Source organism: Streptacidiphilus sp. PAMC 29251 (genome assembly GCF_054208735.2).
The window spans coordinates 5,967,438-5,983,752 of record NZ_CM135725.2 but is presented as its reverse complement, the minus strand read 5'-3'; the positions used below and the strand labels follow the sequence as shown (position 1 = coordinate 5,983,752).

Sequence of the window (16,315 nt, the reverse complement as noted above, 5' to 3'; positions counted from 1 at the left end):
GACGGGTAGGCGGGGAGAGCCGAATCCCCGCCTACCCGAACGGATTGCCTGCCGTGGCCAAGACACTGCTGATTATTCTGTGCTTCTTCCTGCCGTTCCTGGCCGTCCTGATCAAGGAGGGTCCGAGCCTGAGGGTCCTGTGGACCTTCCTGCTCCAGCTGCTCGGACACATCCCGGGTGTGATCTACGGCATCTACCGGATCGTCCAGGACTGACCGGACCCGTTCAGTCGGGCAGGTGTCAGTCGGACAGGGTGGCCGTGTGGGTGCCGGGCTGGAGGATCTCCTCGAGCACCACACGGACCGCTTCGAACGCGGCCGCCCGTGACTGCTGGGCCAGTGCCTGGAGCATCCCGCCCTCGTCGACGTGCTCCTCGACCAGCGCGTAGTTCTTCTGAGCCTCCAGCTGCGCCCAGTCGCGGGCCCGCTGGATCCGCCCGAGCAGTTCGGTCGTGGTGATCCCCGCGGTGGCGAAGCCCTCGGGTGTGATCTGAGTGCCCATGCGGATCTTCCTTCGGCTTCGGCGATTGCGGACGGCGATTGCGGACGTACTGCCTCGCCTACCCGGCGACGGACGATCCACGCTCCCCGCGAAGGCCCCCGCAGGTCAGCCGCGCTCGATGAAGACGTCGGTCGACTTCACCCGCGCGGTGGCCCGCACGCCGACCTCAAGACCGAGTTCCTCGACCGCCTCCCTGGTCAGCAGGGAGACCAGACGGTGCTGGCCGGCATGGATCTCGACCTGTGCGGCGACATCGCCGAGCTTCACCGCGGTGACGATTCCGGAGAACGCGTTGCGGGCCGAGATGTGGATGCCCTCGTCCTCCAGCCCGCCAGCCTCGGCGATCTCGGTCGCGAGCCGGGCCAGGTCCCGCCCCTCGATCAGTCGGCGTCCGCTCTGGTCGCGAGTGCTGGCAACCCGGCCGGCGTCGGCCCAGCGGCGGGCCGTGTCCGGGCTCACTCCGAGAATGTCTGCCGCCTGGCCCATCGTGTAGGACTGCATGGTCACGACGGTAGGGCGGATGTGATCGCCCCGGCAAAGCGAGCCGACCCGACCCGGCCGTCAGCCGTCCACGGCGCCGGGGCGCGGCAGTCAGCCCCTCAGCGGCTGCGCCTGCTCCGGCGGGCCCGGAGCAACGCGTAGCAGGCCGCCGAGGTGGCGAGCAGCAGGAGCAGGGCGGCCAGCACATGGCTCGACGCCAACCGGAGGTCGGCGAAAACGACCGCGAGCAGGACGGCAGCGGTGAGCAGCACCGAGAACAGGGCGCGCGTCGCGACCGCGACCGCGCCGGGGCGCAGCGTCCACCGGTGCGAGCCGGAGTGCGCGGGGGCGCCGGGTCCGTCGGCAGGCCGGTAGTAGGCGAGGGTACGGGCGGCGAGCCGGCCGGTGGCGCGCCGGTACATCTCCGCGCTGGCCGGGAGCCAGACCAGCGGAACCGCGAAACCGACCACGCACAGCAGCACCAGGCCGGCCCAGCCCGCGGCCTGCCGGGCCCGGCTCCGGGTCCGGCCGTCGTCGGGCTCGAACAGGCCGATCAGGTGGGCGAGCCGACGCCCGGTGTCCCACCAGCCAGGGGCCCGCTCGGCTCTGTCGTCAGGCCCCGTGGCCGCGGACCCGGCCGCGGCGAGGCTCCGGCGGGCCGCGGCGGGGGTGGGGCTCGCGCCCTGCAGCACCAGCAGGTCCGCCGTGAGCGAGTCGTCGTCGGCGCGCTGCCCGGAGAGGGCGGCGAGGGTCAGCGTCATGTGCAGTTGGGCCACCAGCGCGGCGCAGAACGCCGGGGGCCAGAGCAGCATGAACGGTCCGCCCAGGAACGAGCCCTCCACGATCGTGGTCCGGACCCCGCGGTCCGCCACCCGGCGCCGCAGTTCCTCGTCGGAGTCCTCCGGATGCGCCTGCCGCAGCGCGGCCACGGCCGAGTCGGCCCGCGGGGCCAGTGCCTGCACCGCGTACCGGGCGACGCTCTCCGGCGCGTGGTGCGGGTCGGCGCGGACGGCACGCAGCACCATGCGCCCCGGCCCGGCCGCCGACCTCGGCTGCCCCGCCGCTCGTCGGCCGTTCAACTGGCCTCCTCGACTCGCACCACCGGTCCCCTCCATGCTTGCCGTCCTCCTCGGGACTGCAACCCAGGACTTGGACCGACCGGTCCTACTCGGGCTGGTCCAGCGGTGGGGATTCCGCCAGCTGGTCCATGAGTCGGCCGGCCAGCCGAAGCACCTCGCACTCGGTCTCCGAGAGGCGGGCGAGGGCGCCGGTGAGCCAGGCGTCGCGCTGCGCCATGTCCTGGGACAGGGCCGCGCTGCCGGCCGGGGTGAGCGACAGCACCGACTCGCGCCGGTCCTGCTCGGAGCGGCTCCGGACGATCAGGCCGTCGGCCTCCAACTCGGCGTAGACCCGGGTCAGCGACTGGGGCTGCTGGTGCTGCGCCGCGGCGATCCGGCCGGGCGTGGCCGGCCCCTGCCGATACAGATGGCCGAGCACGCTGATCTTGTTCGAGCTGAGGGCGTCCTGCGGGCGCTCCTGTCGAAGCCGCCACCCCAGGCGCAGCACACCTCGGCGCAGCTGCTCGGCCTGTGTTCCATAGTCCATAGAACAATAGTAAGCACTAGCGTTATATTATCGGAGCAATAAGCCAGCAGGTAAGTCAAAGGCGGGGGTCAAATGATACGCAGAGCGTACGATATGGCGGTGGCCATGGCCGCGGCCCTGCTGTCCTTTGGATCGGCCGTGCTGCTGGCCCACGGCGTCGGCCTGGCCCCGGTCGCGCTGGCCGTGCCGAGCGTCATCTTCGCGCTTTCGCTGGGCCGCCGACCGGGCGGCGAGCCGCTGGGCGAGTGCCTGGCGAATGCCGCGGTCTTCGCCGTGCTGGCCGGCGTCGCCACCTGGACCGGCCTGCAGTTGACCGACCGCCCGGTGCTGGGCGCGGCCGTGTTCGTGGCGCTGATGTCGCTGTCCATCTGGTCCCGGCGCTTCGGCGCCCGGGCCACCCGGACCGGGGCGATGGTGCTGCTGGCCCTCGTCGCCGCGCTGATCGTGCCGACCGCCGCCGCGCGGGGAACCGCCTGGCCGCTCTGCGGCTGGGCGGCGCTGGTGGGCCTGATCGCCTTCGGCTGGGTCCAGGCGGTACGCCGGACCGCGGACCGGCTGACCCGCACCCCCCGACCCGCGCCGCAGGCCGCGGCCAGGGCCGGCAAGCCGAAGCACGGCCTGCGGGTCAGCACCCGGATGGCCCTGCAGATGGCTGTCTCCCTCGCAGCGGCCTTCGTCGCCGGGCATCTGTTCTTCGGCGTCCACTGGCAGTGGACCGTGCTGAGCGCCATGGTCGTCAACACCGGCACGGTCGGCCGGGGCGACGTCGTCCTCAAGGGCGTCGAGCGAACTGCGGGGGCGATCGGCGGCACCCTCCTGGCCGCGGCGCTCGCGCTCGCGATCCGTCCCGGCGGGGCGCTCTGCATCACCCTGATCTTTGTGGTGCTCGCCGTGGCGACCCTGCTGCGCCGGACCAGCTACGCCTTCTGGGCGGCCGGCCTCACCACCGCGATGTCGCTGCTCTACGGCTACTTCGGCGAATCCGCCGGGCCGCTGCTGGAGACCCGGCTCCAGGCGCTCGCCATGGGAGCGGCGCTGACCGTCGCCACCGCCTGGCTGCTCACCCCGGTACGCACCGGCGAAGTGCTGCGCGGACGGTTCGCCCGGGCCCAGGCCGCCCTGACCGCGCTGCTGACCGCACGCCGCGCCGGACAGGACACCACCACCGCGCTGGCGCGTTTCGAACATGCGGTCGCCGAGCTTGAGGCCATCGCCCGCCCGCTGGAACTGCACCGCCGGATCGCGGCGCGGCCGGGCCCGAGCAGCGCCCCGCACCGGGCGGACGTGATCGACGCGCTGCGCGCCTGCCGGCTCGCGGTCCGCGGTCCGGCCCCCGATGCCGCCTCGGCCGCCGACTCCACCTCCGCCTCCGCCTCCGCCTCCGCCGTCGAGGAGGCCCTGAACCGGCTCTCCCGCACCCTCCCGGCCCTGAAATCATAGGGGGGGTGAGCATCAGTCAGAGCGCGCCCAGGATCGCCCCGTTGTCCGCCGAGCATCAGGCCGAGGTGCTGGCGATCTATCAGCTCGGCATCGACGAGGGCCATGCGACCTTCGAGACCGCCGCCCCGTCCTGGGCCGCCTTCGATGCCGCGAAACTGCCGGACCACCGCCTGGTCGCCCTCGGACCGGACGGCCGGGTGCTGGGCTGGGCCGCGGCCGTCGCGGTCTCGGACCGCTGCGCCTACGCCGGAGTCGTGGAGCACTCCGTCTATGTGCACCCGGACGCGCGCGGGCTGGGCGTCGGCGCCGCGCTGCTGCGGGCCCTGATCGCGTCCACCGAAGCGGCCGGGATCTGGACCGTCCAGTCCGGGATCTTCCCCGAGAACACCGCCAGCCTGGCCCTGCACCAGCGGGCCGGGTTCCGGGTCGTCGGCGTCCGCGAACGCATCGGCCGGCACCACGGCCAGTGGCGCGACGTGGTCCTGGTCGAACGCCGCAGCACTGTCATCAGCTAGGAGTCAGTTGGGCCGACTGGGCGCGGTACCAGGCGCCGTGGTCCGGCAGGGACTGCCGGAGGCCGCGCCGGGGGACGCTGTCCAGGGCGGCCCAGGCCGGGGAGTTGGCGAACCAGTGGTCCACCCCGGCCATCGAGAGCAGGTGCTCGAGCTGTTCCGGACCAGGCGAGGGCCCTGCGGGTGGGGGCCCCGCGGGTGGGGGCTCTGCGGGTGGGGGCTCTGCGGGTGGGGGCTCTGCGGGCGTCGGTGCCAGCACCGTTCGCACCGCGGCGGCGAGATCGGCGTAACCAACCGGTTCGGGGTGGACCAGGTGGTGGATCCCGCCCAGGCTCACCGGCAGCGCCGCGGCGGCGCGGACGGCGTCGGCCAGGTCGCGCACGTCGATGACGGAGTGCAGCGTGCCGGCGATCCGGTCGCGGTCGGCCGCGCCGAGCGCCCCGTCGAGGGCGAGCAGGCCGGGCAGCACCCAGCGGTCGCCCTCGCCGTAGACCAGGTGCGGACGCAGCACCGTGCCGCCGCGCTCCAGGGTCAGTTGTTCGGCCGTGAGCCGGGTCCGGCTGGCGGCGGAGCGCGGCGCCGCGGTCAGCTCGGCCGGCGCCGCGTCGCGGAAGGGCCCCTGGCCGTAGACGGCGGCGGTGCTGAGGTACACCAGGTTCGGCACCGCGTGCCGGTCGGCGTCGGCGAGCAGGGCCTCGGTGCCGACCGCGTTGACCTGTCGGCAGAGCTCGGCCGGGCCGCTGACCTGCGGTGCGCAGTGGATCACGGTACGGATGCCCCGGCAGGCGCCGGCCAGCGAGGCCGGATCGCCCAGGTCGGCCAGGACCACCTCGACGCCGTCCGCCGCGGGCGTGGGCCGACGCACCATCATCCGGACCGGTGTGCCGGCCTGCCGCAGGGCCCGCACGATCCAGTGGCCGTGGAAGCCGCGGCCCCGGTCACCAGCACCGAGGCGGCCGCGGGCCGTGCCGTCACCGGGTCGGGACCCGGACGTCGGCGGCCGAGCACCAGGAGGGCAGCGCGTCCAGGGCGCGTGCGTCCAGAGCCCGTGCGTCGGCCAGTATCCGCTGGGGATCGCTGCTGGTCAGGACGGCCAGAATGGTCAGCCACAGGTCGCCCACCCGATCTTCGAGCAGGCCGCGCTCACCCAGCGCGTCGGTGACGGTGTGGGTGCCGAAGAAAGCCGACACCAGCACCCTGGCGGTGCGCGCCAGGTCGAGGTGCGCCAGCAGCTCCCCGCCGGCCGCGGCCTGGCGCAGCAGGTCCTCGGTGACCGTGATCCAGCGGTGGAAGGGGGTGGGCAGCTCCTGCGCGATGGCGCCGCGCTCGAACCAGAGGCGCGCTCCGGCCCGCACCATCGAATCGTCCCGGTAGGCCCGCCCCACGCTCAGGCTCAACCCCACGATCCGCACCAGTACCGGCTCCTGGGCCTCCTGGAACCAGGAGACCACCTGCGACCAGTGCGCGTGGTAGGCCTCGACCACGGCCAACGCCAGCCGGTCCTTGCTGCGGAAGTGGAAGTACACCGCGCCGCTGGTGCGCCCGCTGGCGTCGACGACCTCGTTGATGCTGGTGGCGGCGAATCCCTTGGTGTCGAACAGGTCGGCCGCTGCGCGAAGGACGGCCGCCCGGGTGATGGTCGCGCGTTCCTGCATCCGGTCCGGTCTCCCCGTTCTCAGCTCGCATGGACGTTCTCAGGCAGCACTGACCAGGTCGGATTGATCTGGTCGGGCGAACCTATCGCGGCCCGACGGTCGAGGCGCGCAACTGGAGCCGCGCGAGCCCTTTGGATGATCCCATGAACACTTTTCCCGCTCATGTGACCGATCTTGCGCCCGGCCCACTGGACTGGGCGGTCGGCCTTCCGCGCATCCTGGTGCACCGGCGCTCCGTCGCCGAGGTACTGCTCACCGGGATCATCCGCAGCGGGCCCGACAGTTTCACCGCCGCGGCGCAGTGGCCCCTGTCGCACCCCACCCACCCGCGCTCGGGGGCCGACCGGCGACACAACCCGCTGCTGGTCGCCGAGACCCTGCGCCAGCTCGGCCTGGCCGTCTCCACCCTGTACTACGGCGTGGACCGCGACGCCCACCTGCTGATCGACGAGCTCGCCCTGGACCTGGACGTCGGCGCCGAGCCGCGCCCCAGCCACGGGGCCAGCGACCTGCTGTGCGAGGTGGTGCTGCAGGACCAGATCCACACGGCCGGCCGGCTCCGCGGCTTCGCGCTGACCGTGAGCTTTCTGCACGGCGGCCGGCTGTTCGCCACCGCGACCGGACGGGCCAAGGTGCTGCCGGCCGCGGTCTACCGGAGGCTGCGCGGCGCCAGGACCGGGGCCGGGCCCGGCACGCCCGTCGGCACTGCGCCGGCTCCGGACTCGGTGGGCGTGGACCACGCGGGGGACGTCATGATCACCGAGGGCGCCGACGGGTCGGTGCGGGTGGGCTGCGCCGATCCCACCCATCCCTATTTCTTCGACCACCCCAGTGACCATGTGCCCGCCATGGTCCTGCTGGAGGCGGCCCGACAGGCCGCCGCCCTGCTGCCCGGCGGCCGCCACTCGCACCGGATGACGTACTGCCACATCAACGCGGAGGTGTTCACCGAGTGGTCCCCGGTGCCCGAGCTGCACTGCCAGGACAGCGAAGGCCAGGTCACCGTGACGGTGCGACAGGCCGGGCACGCCACCGCGGTGCTGCGGCTCGGCTTTGCCGAGAAAACATAGTGTCAGTTATTTTTTTCTGACCCCCATCCGGCGCGTCACCACCGTCGGGGCACGACAGGCATCAGGCTGGCTTCCAACAACAGAGAGGCCGCCATGCCCGTCATCCGCCCCCTGCTCGCCGACTCGGTCCTGCGCCGGTTCCCCCCGGCGATGAGCCGCTGCCTGTGTCCGGAACAGGAGCCGTGGACCACGGCCGGCCGACCCTACGAGGTGGAGGTCTGCGCGAGTTGCGACGGAGTGGTCGCCGTGTGGCAGCGCTGCCCCGACCGGTGTTGGCCCCGGCCGATGGACGGCGGCAGCGGTCTGCCCGGCAGTTGTGAGTCCTGCGAACGCGCCACCTGTGCCCTCTGCGCGGGCCCGGTCGCAAACGGACAGGACCTCTGCCGGGGCTGCCAACCCACTGGTCCGGCTGACGCGCCGCCGACGGAGCTGCCTGCCGGACCGCTGAACTGACTCGGCGACAGGCCGCGCCGCCGCGCCGGGGTCGGGGCCTGGGCCGGGCAGGACTCGGGGCTTGGGCCTGGGCCGACAGCCTCAGGGCCGACGGTCCGGTCAGCGGGCGGCGATGCGGGGGAAGACGGCGTCGTCCAGGATCAGGCCGATGGCCACGGCGACCGGGATGGCCAGCAGCGCGCCGATGATGCCCAGCAGACTGCCGCCGACCAGCACCGCCAGGATGGTCACCAGCGGGTGCACCTCGACGGCGAACTTCATCGCCCTGGGCATGATCAGGTAGTCCTCGGCGACCCGGAACACGATGTAGAAGGCCGCGGTGGCGATGGCCACCGGCCAGGAGACCACCAGCGCCACCAGCGAGACCACGATCCCGCCGATGGTGGAGCCGACCAGCGGGATCAGGTCCATCACCGCGACAAAGACCCCCAGCGCCGCCGGATACGGGACGCCGAAGATCTCCAGCCAGACGAAGGTGGCCACGCCGGCGATGACCGAGGTGGCGACATTGGCGAGCATGTAGCGGCCGGTGCGCAGCAGGATCTCGTCGGTCAGCCGCTCGGCCCGCTCGCGACGGCTGCCCGCCACAAAACGCAGCCCGAAGCCCTTCAGCGTGGGCAGCCCGGCCAGGAAGTACATGGTCAGTGTGATCACCATGAACAGCCCGGTCAGTGTGGTGGCCAGCAGTTGGCCCGCGCCCATCAGCCCGCCGACCAGGCTGCCGCTGTCGGTGCCCAGTTCCGCCTTGGCCTTGTCGGTGAGGTGGTACTTGTCCTCCAGCCGACCGAGGAAGGAGTGGTGGTCATGCAGTTCCTGGAGCCAGATCGGGATATTGCGGGCGAGAGCAGTGATCTCGTTGGTGATCGGTGCAATGAACAGGGTGGACAGGCCGCCCAGGATCAGAAACAGGCCCACGATGACCACGGTCACCGCCACCGGCCGACGCAGCCCCCGGCGGGTCAGCGCGCGGACGATCGGATCCGCGCTGACGGCTATCACCAGCGAGAGCAGGGTCAGCATCAGGATGCTCTCGATGTGCTGGACCGCCTGCACCAGCCAGTAGGCGAGCAGCGCCCCGAGGCTGAGCCGGAAGCCGATCGAGAACCACGACCAGGACGGCTCGGGCCGGGTCGGCGACACAGCAGCAGCAACAGAGGCACCAGCAGCAGCAGAAGCGGCGGCGGCGGCGGCGGAGCGGGGGGCCGGCACCGGGACGACGTCCTGGCTGCTGGTCTCGTGCACGGTCACCGGAGGTCTCCTGACGGTCGGTGCCCCGAAGCATAGTTGTTCAGTCACCACTGCTCCGGGCAGTTTCCACCGGACCAGGACCACGACAACGACTGGGCCCGACACCAGCAGGGCCGGTCCGCGAAGGACCGGCCCTGCTGTCTCCGCTGTGTCCCCCACCCGGGAACGCGGAGCGGTGCCGCAGTGGCTGCCACCCCCGGCCAACCCGTGAAGGGAGGTCAGGGCGGGACGGCGGCAGCCCGTGCGGGCTGGATGCCGTCGTCCGGGATACAGGGCTCCCGGTCGACGCGTCCGGTGGCAACGGCTGGTCCGGGAGCCGCTCCGAACCTCCGCTGCCGAACACCACCCTGCCCCACCCGTGTTAAGCGCATGCTGCGGAACTGTGTCGTGGACGTACGCGACCGGACCCTTCACCCGTTCGGCCCAGTCCTCTGGCCCGCCTGGACGGGGTGGCGCAGGCTCGGAAGGCATTGCTGCCGCGCAGGTCCGGAGCCTCTGGAGGAACCATGACCGATGCGAACACGCCACTCGACCAGCCGCTGTGGAACCCCGACCCGGCGTCCCCCACGCCGACCCCGCCCACCCGCGGCCGCCCGGGCCGTACCTCCCCCGGCTCCTCCCCCGTGTCGGCCCGGCAGGACGGCTGGGTCAGCGGGCTGGTGCTCTTCGGCGGAGTCGTGATGCTGGTGGACGGGGTGTTCGCGATCCTCCGCGGGATCATGGGCATCGCCAAGAACAACATCTTCGTGACCACGCCGACCTATGCCTTCCACTTCAACCTGACCGCCTGGGGCTGGATCCAGCTGGCGCTCGGGGTGGTGCTGGTGATCGTCGGCGCCGCGGTCCTGAAGGGCGCCGCCTGGGGCCGTTTCGCCGGGATCTTCATCGCCTCGCTCAGCGCGCTCGGCAATCTCCTCTCCATGCCGTACTACCCGCTGTGGTCGCTGATCGCGGTCGCCCTGGACGTCGCCGTGATCTGGGCCCTGTGCGTCTACCGGTCCTCCGACCAGCCGTTCTGACGCGCCGCTTCCCTGCCGGACCGGTTCGGCCGCACGATTGTCAGTGGGGTCCGCTAGGTTCGGCAGGGCTGGTTCGGACGTGCGAGGCGAGGTTCGCGATGACAGACGTCGAGGTGCCGCTGGAACTCCAACTGGAGCAGTACCGGCGGGAGCTGACCGGGTACTGCTACCGGATGCTGGGTTCCGCGGCGGAGGCCGAGGACGCGGTGCAGGACGCCATGATCCGGGCCTGGCGCGGCCACCGCGGGTTCGAGGGGCGGGCGGCGCTGCGCTCCTGGCTGTACCGGATCGCCACCAATGTCTGCCTGGACGCGCTCAGGAGCCGGAAGACCCGGGCCCGTCCGATGGATCTCTGCGGACCCTCCACGGTGGCGACGGCCTCGCTCAGCATGCTGCCCGAGGTGACCTGGATCGGTCCGGTGCCGGACGCCCGGGTGGTGTCGGAGGCAGGCGATCCGGCCGAGGTGGCGGCGCAGCGGGAGTCGGTGCGGCTGGCGCTGATCGCCGCGCTGCAGCGGCTCGCGCCCAAGCAGCGGGCGGTGCTGATCCTGCGCGAGGTGCTGCAGTGGCCGGCCGCCGAGGTGGCCGAACTGCTGGACACCACGGTCGCCTCGGTCAACAGCGCGCTGCAGCGGGCCCGGGCGACCCTCGCGGTCCAGGAGGTCGCGGCCACCGACCCGGTCCGTCCGCTGGACCAGGAGCAGGCCGCGCTGCTGGCCCGCTATGTGCAGGCGTTCGAACGCTATGACATGGAGAGCCTGACCGCGCTGCTGCACGAGGACGCCGTGATGTCCATGCCTCCGTACGAGCTGTGGCTGACCGGGCCGTCCGAGATCCGCGGCTGGATGCTCGGCCCCGGCGCCCAGTGCCGCGGTTCGCAGCTGATAGCGACCTCGGCCAACGGCTGCCCCGCCTTCGGCCAGTACCGGCCGAGTGCGGACGGCGGGTACACGCCGTGGGCGCTGCAGGTGCTGGAGATATCAGCCGGGCGGATCACCGGGCTCAACTCCTTCCTCGACACCGAGACCCTGTTCCCGATGTTCGGGCTGCCCCCGCGGCTGGACGCCGGGTGGGGCGCCGGATCCGAGGTCCGGCCGGAGGTCCGGCCGGAGGCCAAGTAGGACGTCGGCGAGGCCGGTCAGTTCCAGCAGTTCGAGCAGTTCCGGCCCGACGCCGGGCAGCCGGAGCTCCCGGCCCTCGCGCCGGGCCGCGAGCACCTCCCTGGCCAGCGCGTCCACCGTGCCCAGGTCGATTCCCGGCCCGGGCCGGCCGGGCTCCTCCGGTGCGGTCTGCATACAGGTGAAGACCGGCGCCGACCTGGTTTCTCATCGGTCTCCGCTCTCGGGTCTTGGTGAAAGTCCCGACGGCGCGCCGCATACTCTGACAAATCGTCACAACATAGTCTCTGGATATGTTCCAGCGCCGACCTGCAACCCTGGCCTGCCTCGGGATCGCGCTGCTGGTTCTCGTCGCCTCGATGGCCGCGTGGATGGCGCACGCACCCGGCGCGCCCCCCTCCGCCGCGCGCCCGCCGCACAGCGACTCCGTGCAGCCCTCGGACAACGCCTCGGGCAACGCCGTCCCCGGCGGGCCGGCGGATCCCACCGTGCTGCCCGCGCACGCCGTGCCGTTCGGGGCGTTCCTGGGCTCGGACGAGTCCGACGCCAGGATCAAGCAGTTCTCGACCTGGCTGCACGGCGCCCCGATCCAGGTCGGGCACACCTACCTCCCCGGCTACAGCTGGGACGACATCGAGGGCAGCATCAGCCTGCTCGCCCCCTGGGCCCGCTGGCGGCTGGCCGCGGCCGACCGGATGCTGGTGCTCGCCGTGCCCATGCAGCAGGCCAACGAGAACAACCTCGGCGACGACGACGTGCGCGCGGTGCTGGCCCAGGGGGCGAGCGGGGCCTTCGACAACCACTTCCGCGAGCTGGCCCGCCGCCTGGTCGCCCTCGGCGCGACCGACACCGTGATCACCCTCGGCTGGGAGATGAACGGCACCACCTACAGCAGCCGCTGCCACCCCGACCCGACCGACTGGAAGACCTACTGGCGGCGCATCGTCACCACCATGCGCAAGGTCCCCGGCCAGGCCTTCCGCTTCGACTTCGACCCGACCCGGGGCACCGACGACAACCCCTGGACCGAGTGCTACCCCGGCGACGACGTCACCGACGTGATCGGCATGGACAGCTACGACCTCGGCCCAGGACGCACCTTCGACGACTACGTGAACGAGCCGTACGGGCTGCAGCAGCAGGTGGAGTTCGCCGCCGCGCACCACAAGCCGGTGTCGTACCCCGAATGGGGCCTGTACCAGTACGGGGACGACCCCGACTACGTCCGGCAGATGCTGAACTGGATGGCGACGCACGACACGCTGTACCAGACCATCACCGACTACTGCCCGCACGGCGTCTGGGGCTGCCGGCAGAACCCGCAGGCCTCGGCGCTGTACCGGGACGCGATGTCGGCGGTCGCCACGCCGACGCCGACGCCCTCCCCGACGCCCAGTCCCACGCCCAGCCCGACGCAGACCCCGACCCCGAGTCCCACCCCGACCCCGACGCCGACCCCGACCGCAGCGCCGACGCCGCCGCCTGCGCCCCCGGTCACACCCGTTCCCACCAGCGGCGCGAGCACGGCACCGGCCCCGGCGCCGGTGCCCACCGTCACCCCCAGCTGCCACCGCCCGCGCCGCGGGGTCGCCGTCTGCCCCGGCAGCGCGCCCCCGCTGCCGGCGCCGGCGCCGGGACCTGCCCCTCCCTTCCCGTACCTGCCCGGCGGTAAGGTCCCTGGCAAGTCCTGAGAACGACGGACCTACCGCCCTGAAATGCCCGATCATGGTGATTGAGCACGACCAGCAGGACCCCGGTGCAAGTCACGGCGTTCGATGAGCCACACTGGTTTGTGATTGATCGCACTGTTTCCCGGTCGGGCATGATGGGGATCGCACCTCAAGCCTGCACGGCCGACAAGGAGGACCGAGTGGACGACGTTCTGCGGCGCGCCCCGCTCTTCACTGCCCTGGACGACGAGCAGGCTGCCGAACTGCGCGCCTCCATGACGGAGACCACGCTCGCACGCGGCGAGTCCCTGTTCCACGAGGGCGACCCGGGTGACCGGCTGTATGTCATCGTCGAGGGCAAGGTGAAGCTGCACCGCACCTCTGCCGACGGCCGCGAGAACATGCTGGCGGTGGTCGGCCCCAGCGAGATGATCGGCGAGCTGTCGCTGTTCGACCCCGGACCGCGCACGGCCACGGCCTCCGCGCTGACCGAGGTCAAGCTGCTGGGCCTGGGCCACGGCGACCTGCAGCCCTGGCTGCAGACCCGACCCGAGGTGGCCATCTCACTGCTCCGGGCGATCGCCCGACGGCTGCGCCGGACCAATGACGTGATGTCGGACCTGGTCTTCTCGGACGTGCCCGGCCGGGTCGCCAAGGCCCTGCTCGACCTGTCCCGGCGCTTCGGCGTGCCCTCGGACGAGGGCATCCACGTGGTCCACGACCTCACCCAGGAGGAACTGGCGCAGCTCGTCGGCGCCTCCCGGGAGACCGTCAACAAGGCCCTCGCGGACTTCGCCGGACGCGGCTGGCTCCGACTGGAGGCCCGAGCGGTGATCCTGCTGGACGTCGAACGGCTGGCGCGGCGCTCGCGCTGATCGCTGATCTCTGACATGGCGGGTACGGCCGGACGGCCGTACCCGCCACCCTTTTGGGTTGATTCCACCCCTTGCTTCGGATCAGCCGATGACCGGTCCAGCCGATGATCAGATCAGGCCGTGCTCGCCCAGGTATTCGAGCTGGGCCCGCACCGACCACTCCGCCGCAGGCCACAGCGCCGGGTCCACGTCCGCATAGACCCGGGCGACCACCTCGGCCGGGGTCCGGAACCCGTTCTCCACCGCCGTCTCCACCTGTGCCAGCCGGTTGGCCCGGTGCGCCAGGTAGAACTCGATCGTCCCCAGCGCGTCGTCCAGCACCGGGCCGTGCCCCGGCAGCACGGTGCGGACGCCCCGCTCGGCCAGGTGCTGGCCCTGCTGGTCCACCTGCGCCGCGAGGGTGCGGAGCCGGCGCAGGGTGTCCAGGTAGTCGCCGAGCCGTCCGTCCGGATGGGCGACCACGGTGGTGCCCCGGCCCAGCACGGTGTCGCCGGTGAGCAGCGCGGCATCGGCGGGCAGCTGGAAGCACAGCGAGTCGCTGGTGTGGCCGGGTGTGCCGAGGATCCGCAGCTCCAGTCCGCCGATCTGCAGCACCTGCCCGTCCCGCAGCCCCTCGTCGCCCAGCCGCAGCGCCGGGTCGAGCGCGCGTACCCCGGTGCCGGTCAGCTCGGCGAAGCGGGCCGCACCCTCGGCGTGGTCCGGGTGGCCGTGGGTCAGCAGGGTCGCGGCGACCCGGCGTCCGGTCTGCTCGACATGGTCGAGCACCGCCCGCAGATGGCCCTCGTCCAGCGGGCCGGGGTCGACCACGACGGCGAGCTCGGAACCCGGCTCGGCCAGGACCCAGGTGTTGGTCCCGTCCAGGGTCATCGGCGAGGCGTTGGGGGCGAGCACACAGAACGCCCGCTCGGTGGCCTGGCCCGCGATGTCGCTCATCGTTCCTTGCTCCCCAAGGTCAGTCCCGGGTAATCGTCCCAGCTGACCGAGATCCGGCCGTCTGCCCCCACCTCGGCCCGGGCCAGGACCGGGGCGAGTGAACGCCCACCGGCCGCCGCCAGCACCTTCGCCGAGCCACCGCCTTTGCCCTTGCCCTCGCCCTCGGCCTCGACGTCGCCGTCCTCGCCGTCGCCGTTGCTGTTGCCGTTGCCGTTGCCGTTGCCCGCGATACAGCCCGCCAGCTCGCGCAGCGTCGTCACGGTCGGCGGCAGCATCAGGTACTCCCCCGCCTCGGCCCGGGCCACGGCCTCGGCCGGGGCCAGCCACTCCACCCGGTCCGCCTCGCCCGGCACCTCAGCCGTCCGCTGCCCCTCCGGCACCACCGCGACGAAGAACCAGGTGTCGTAGCGGCGCACCTCGAACTCGGGGGTGATCCAGCGGGCCCAGCCGGCCAGCAGATCGCTGCGCAGCACCAGTCCGCGCCGGGTCAGGAACTCGGCGAAGGACAGTTCGTGCGCCTCCAGCGCCGCCCGGTCCGCGCGCCACTGCTCGCCGCTCACATCGGCGACCACGGAACCCGCGTCGACGCCGGCCAGCAGCACCCCGGACTCCTCGAAGGTCTCCCGCACCGCGGCGCAGACCACGGCCCGCGCGGTCTCGGCCCGGCAGCCGAGCCGGACCGCCCACTCCTCCGCGCTGGGCCCGGCCCAGCCGATGGCCACCGTGCCGTCGTGCGGATCCACCCCGCCGCCGGGAAAGGCGTACATCCCGCCGGCGAAGGCCATCGAGGCGCGGCGGCGCAACAGGTACGCCTCGGTCGGGGCTTCGCGCAGCAGGACCACCGTCGCGGCCAGCCGGGGCTCGGGCGGTGTCAGCTCGCCGCGGCCGAGCGCGGAGATCCGCTCGGCCCAGGACGGAGGGAGAGTCATGAGCGGATCGTACGGGCAGCGAAACGACAATGGGACGGGTCACCGCCGCAGAACAGCGGCGACCCGTCCCCTGCAGAGCTGAGAGCCGCTACGCGGCGGCGACGCGGACCTGGATCTCCACCTCGACCGGGGCGTCCAGCGGCAGCACCGCGACGCCGACCGCGCTGCGGGCGTGCACCCCGGCCGCGCCGAGGACCTCGCCCAGCAGCTCGCTGGCGCCGTTGACCACGCCGGGCTGGCCGGTGAAGTCGGACGCGGAGGCGACGAAGCCGACCACCTTGACGACCTGGACGATCAGATCCAGATCGCCGATCACGGACTTCACCGCGGCCAGGGCGTTCAGCGCGCAGATCCGCGCCTGCTCCTTGGCCTCCTCGGCGGTGACCTCGGCGCCGACCTTGCCGGTCAGCGCGAGCTTGCCGCCGACCATCGGCAGCTGGCCCGAGGTGAAGACGTACTCACCGGTCCGCACGGCCGGGACATAGCTCGCCAGCGGCGGTACCACCTCGGGAAGGGTCAGGCCCAGCTCCGCGAGCTTGGACTCCACCGCACCGAGACCGTTCGAGTCGCTCATCAGGACTTCGCCCGCTTCATGTAGGCGACAAGCTGCTCCGGATTGTTCGGCCCCGGAACGACCTGGACCAGTTCCCAGCCCTCGTCGCCCCAGTTGTCCAGAATCTGCTTCGTCGCGTGCACCAGCAGCGGCACCGTCACGTATTCCCACTTGGTCATGGGTGGACTCTAACGGTTCGCCGGGATACCGACCCACCTGTGATCTGCGACACAAAGAGGTGCAAACCGCTCACC

19 protein-coding genes are annotated in these 16,315 nt (G+C 72.3%); 8 read left to right on the top strand and 11 right to left on the bottom strand.

The window, feature by feature from the left end; translation table 11 throughout:
- The first annotated feature begins 53 nt into the window (after nt 1-53).
- Nucleotides 54-215 (top strand): YqaE/Pmp3 family membrane protein, encoded by a 162-nt coding sequence (locus ACXKR8_RS28590; RefSeq protein WP_458267450.1) that lies wholly within the window; start codon nt 54-56, stop codon nt 213-215.
- A 25-nt stretch (nt 216-240) separates the two neighbouring features.
- On the opposite strand, the gene ACXKR8_RS28585 is transcribed toward ACXKR8_RS28590, so the two are convergent.
- The 4 genes from ACXKR8_RS28585 to ACXKR8_RS28570 form a co-directional block, all read right to left on the bottom strand.
- Nucleotides 241-501, bottom strand: coding sequence for a hypothetical protein (locus tag ACXKR8_RS28585; RefSeq protein WP_458267449.1), 261 nt, complete (start codon nt 499-501; stop codon nt 241-243).
- Nucleotides 502-606: 105 nt separating this feature from the next.
- Nucleotides 607-1,002: a TOBE domain-containing protein gene (locus tag ACXKR8_RS28580; RefSeq protein WP_458267448.1), complete on the bottom strand. Its 396-nt coding sequence runs from the start codon at nt 1,000-1,002 to the stop codon at nt 607-609.
- A gap of 98 nt (nt 1,003-1,100) precedes the next feature.
- Nucleotides 1,101-2,060 carry a hypothetical protein gene (locus tag ACXKR8_RS28575; RefSeq protein ID WP_458267447.1) on the bottom strand — a complete coding sequence of 320 codons (960 nt, stop codon included), beginning with the start codon at nt 2,058-2,060 and terminating at the stop codon, nt 1,101-1,103.
- 85 nt (nt 2,061-2,145) lie between these two features.
- A complete protein-coding gene (locus ACXKR8_RS28570; protein ID WP_458267446.1) occupies nt 2,146-2,586 on the bottom strand; it encodes a MarR family winged helix-turn-helix transcriptional regulator in 441 nt (146 codons plus the stop codon).
- Nucleotides 2,587-2,691: 105 nt separating this feature from the next.
- Here ACXKR8_RS28570 and ACXKR8_RS28565 point away from each other — a divergent pair, with 105 nt between their 5' ends.
- Nucleotides 2,692-4,026 (top strand): FUSC family protein, encoded by a 1,335-nt coding sequence (locus ACXKR8_RS28565; RefSeq protein ID WP_462100706.1) that lies wholly within the window; start codon nt 2,692-2,694, stop codon nt 4,024-4,026.
- 11 nt (nt 4,027-4,037) lie between these two features.
- A complete protein-coding gene (locus ACXKR8_RS28560; RefSeq protein WP_458275098.1) occupies nt 4,038-4,541 on the top strand; it encodes a GNAT family N-acetyltransferase in 504 nt (167 codons plus the stop codon).
- Here ACXKR8_RS28560 and ACXKR8_RS28555 read toward each other — a convergent pair.
- On the bottom strand, nt 4,534-5,613 hold the full coding sequence (locus ACXKR8_RS28555; protein WP_462100705.1) for an NAD-dependent epimerase/dehydratase family protein: 1,080 nt from the start codon (nt 5,611-5,613) through the stop codon (nt 4,534-4,536). The two genes, ACXKR8_RS28560 and ACXKR8_RS28555, sit on opposite strands and share 8 nt — an antisense overlap.
- Nucleotides 5,510-6,193: a ScbR family autoregulator-binding transcription factor gene (locus ACXKR8_RS28550; protein WP_458267443.1), complete on the bottom strand. Its 684-nt coding sequence runs from the start codon at nt 6,191-6,193 to the stop codon at nt 5,510-5,512. Before ACXKR8_RS28550 ends, ACXKR8_RS28555 begins: the two co-directional genes overlap by 104 nt.
- Before the next feature lie 143 nt (nt 6,194-6,336).
- On the opposite strand from ACXKR8_RS28550, the gene ACXKR8_RS28545 reads away from it, so the two are divergent.
- On the top strand, nt 6,337-7,263 hold the full coding sequence (locus ACXKR8_RS28545) for a ScbA/BarX family gamma-butyrolactone biosynthesis protein (RefSeq protein WP_458267442.1): 927 nt from the start codon (nt 6,337-6,339) through the stop codon (nt 7,261-7,263).
- 552 nt (nt 7,264-7,815) lie between these two features.
- Here the strand turns inward: ACXKR8_RS28545 and ACXKR8_RS28540 are convergent.
- Nucleotides 7,816-8,964 (bottom strand): AI-2E family transporter, encoded by a 1,149-nt coding sequence (locus ACXKR8_RS28540; protein WP_458267441.1) that lies wholly within the window; start codon nt 8,962-8,964, stop codon nt 7,816-7,818.
- Between the two features lie 506 nt (nt 8,965-9,470).
- Between ACXKR8_RS28540 and ACXKR8_RS28535 the strand changes: the two genes are divergently transcribed.
- The 4 genes from ACXKR8_RS28535 (at nt 9,471) to ACXKR8_RS28520 (ending at nt 13,646) form a co-directional block, all read left to right on the top strand.
- A complete protein-coding gene (locus ACXKR8_RS28535) occupies nt 9,471-9,983 on the top strand; it encodes a DUF7144 family membrane protein (RefSeq protein WP_458267440.1) in 513 nt (170 codons plus the stop codon).
- A gap of 98 nt (nt 9,984-10,081) precedes the next feature.
- Nucleotides 10,082-11,104, top strand: coding sequence for a sigma-70 family RNA polymerase sigma factor (locus ACXKR8_RS28530; protein ID WP_458267439.1), 1,023 nt, complete (start codon nt 10,082-10,084; stop codon nt 11,102-11,104).
- 290 nt (nt 11,105-11,394) lie between these two features.
- The gene (locus ACXKR8_RS28525; protein ID WP_458267438.1) at nt 11,395-12,792 is read left to right on the top strand and encodes a glycoside hydrolase family 26 protein; all 1,398 of its coding nucleotides are present in this window, start codon (nt 11,395-11,397) and stop codon (nt 12,790-12,792) included.
- Nucleotides 12,793-12,971: 179 nt separating this feature from the next.
- Nucleotides 12,972-13,646, top strand: a complete 675-nt coding sequence (locus ACXKR8_RS28520) for a Crp/Fnr family transcriptional regulator (protein WP_458267437.1) — start codon at nt 12,972-12,974, stop codon at nt 13,644-13,646.
- Nucleotides 13,647-13,754: 108 nt separating this feature from the next.
- Here the strand turns inward: ACXKR8_RS28520 and ACXKR8_RS28515 are convergent, their stop codons facing one another.
- The 4 genes from ACXKR8_RS28515 to ACXKR8_RS28500 all read right to left on the bottom strand — a co-directional run bounded on the left by ACXKR8_RS28515 (nt 13,755) and on the right by ACXKR8_RS28500 (nt 16,240).
- Nucleotides 13,755-14,579, bottom strand: coding sequence for an MBL fold metallo-hydrolase (locus tag ACXKR8_RS28515; RefSeq protein WP_458267436.1), 825 nt, complete (start codon nt 14,577-14,579; stop codon nt 13,755-13,757).
- A complete protein-coding gene (locus ACXKR8_RS28510) occupies nt 14,576-15,508 on the bottom strand; it encodes an NUDIX hydrolase (RefSeq protein ID WP_458267435.1) in 933 nt (310 codons plus the stop codon). Before ACXKR8_RS28510 ends, ACXKR8_RS28515 begins: the two co-directional genes overlap by 4 nt.
- An 88-nt stretch (nt 15,509-15,596) precedes the next feature.
- Nucleotides 15,597-16,082, bottom strand: coding sequence for a RidA family protein (locus ACXKR8_RS28505; RefSeq protein ID WP_458267434.1), 486 nt, complete (start codon nt 16,080-16,082; stop codon nt 15,597-15,599).
- A complete protein-coding gene (locus ACXKR8_RS28500; RefSeq protein WP_458267433.1) occupies nt 16,082-16,240 on the bottom strand; it encodes a DUF4177 domain-containing protein in 159 nt (52 codons plus the stop codon). The genes ACXKR8_RS28505 and ACXKR8_RS28500 overlap by 1 nt, the downstream gene beginning before the upstream one ends.
- Nucleotides 16,241-16,315 lie beyond the last annotated feature (75 nt).

Coding starts and splice junctions, on each gene's coding strand:
- ACXKR8_RS28515 (WP_458267436.1), bottom strand. CDS start 14,579: ATGAGCGACATCGCGGGCCAGGCCACCGAGCGGGCGTTCTGTGTGCTC.
- ACXKR8_RS28545 (WP_458267442.1), top strand. CDS start 6,337: ATGAACACTTTTCCCGCTCATGTGACCGATCTTGCGCCCGGCCCACTG.
- ACXKR8_RS28535 (WP_458267440.1), top strand. CDS start 9,471: ATGACCGATGCGAACACGCCACTCGACCAGCCGCTGTGGAACCCCGAC.
- ACXKR8_RS28530 (WP_458267439.1), top strand. CDS start 10,082: ATGACAGACGTCGAGGTGCCGCTGGAACTCCAACTGGAGCAGTACCGG.
- ACXKR8_RS28550 (WP_458267443.1), bottom strand. CDS start 6,193: ATGCAGGAACGCGCGACCATCACCCGGGCGGCCGTCCTTCGCGCAGCG.
- ACXKR8_RS28505 (WP_458267434.1), bottom strand. CDS start 16,082: ATGAGCGACTCGAACGGTCTCGGTGCGGTGGAGTCCAAGCTCGCGGAG.
- ACXKR8_RS28565 (WP_462100706.1), top strand. CDS start 2,692: ATGGCCGCGGCCCTGCTGTCCTTTGGATCGGCCGTGCTGCTGGCCCAC.
- ACXKR8_RS28525 (WP_458267438.1), top strand. CDS start 11,395: ATGTTCCAGCGCCGACCTGCAACCCTGGCCTGCCTCGGGATCGCGCTG.
- ACXKR8_RS28580 (WP_458267448.1), bottom strand. CDS start 1,002: ATGCAGTCCTACACGATGGGCCAGGCGGCAGACATTCTCGGAGTGAGC.
- ACXKR8_RS28585 (WP_458267449.1), bottom strand. CDS start 501: ATGGGCACTCAGATCACACCCGAGGGCTTCGCCACCGCGGGGATCACC.
- ACXKR8_RS28510 (WP_458267435.1), bottom strand. CDS start 15,508: ATGACTCTCCCTCCGTCCTGGGCCGAGCGGATCTCCGCGCTCGGCCGC.
- ACXKR8_RS28570 (WP_458267446.1), bottom strand. CDS start 2,586: ATGGACTATGGAACACAGGCCGAGCAGCTGCGCCGAGGTGTGCTGCGC.
- ACXKR8_RS28500 (WP_458267433.1), bottom strand. CDS start 16,240: ATGACCAAGTGGGAATACGTGACGGTGCCGCTGCTGGTGCACGCGACG.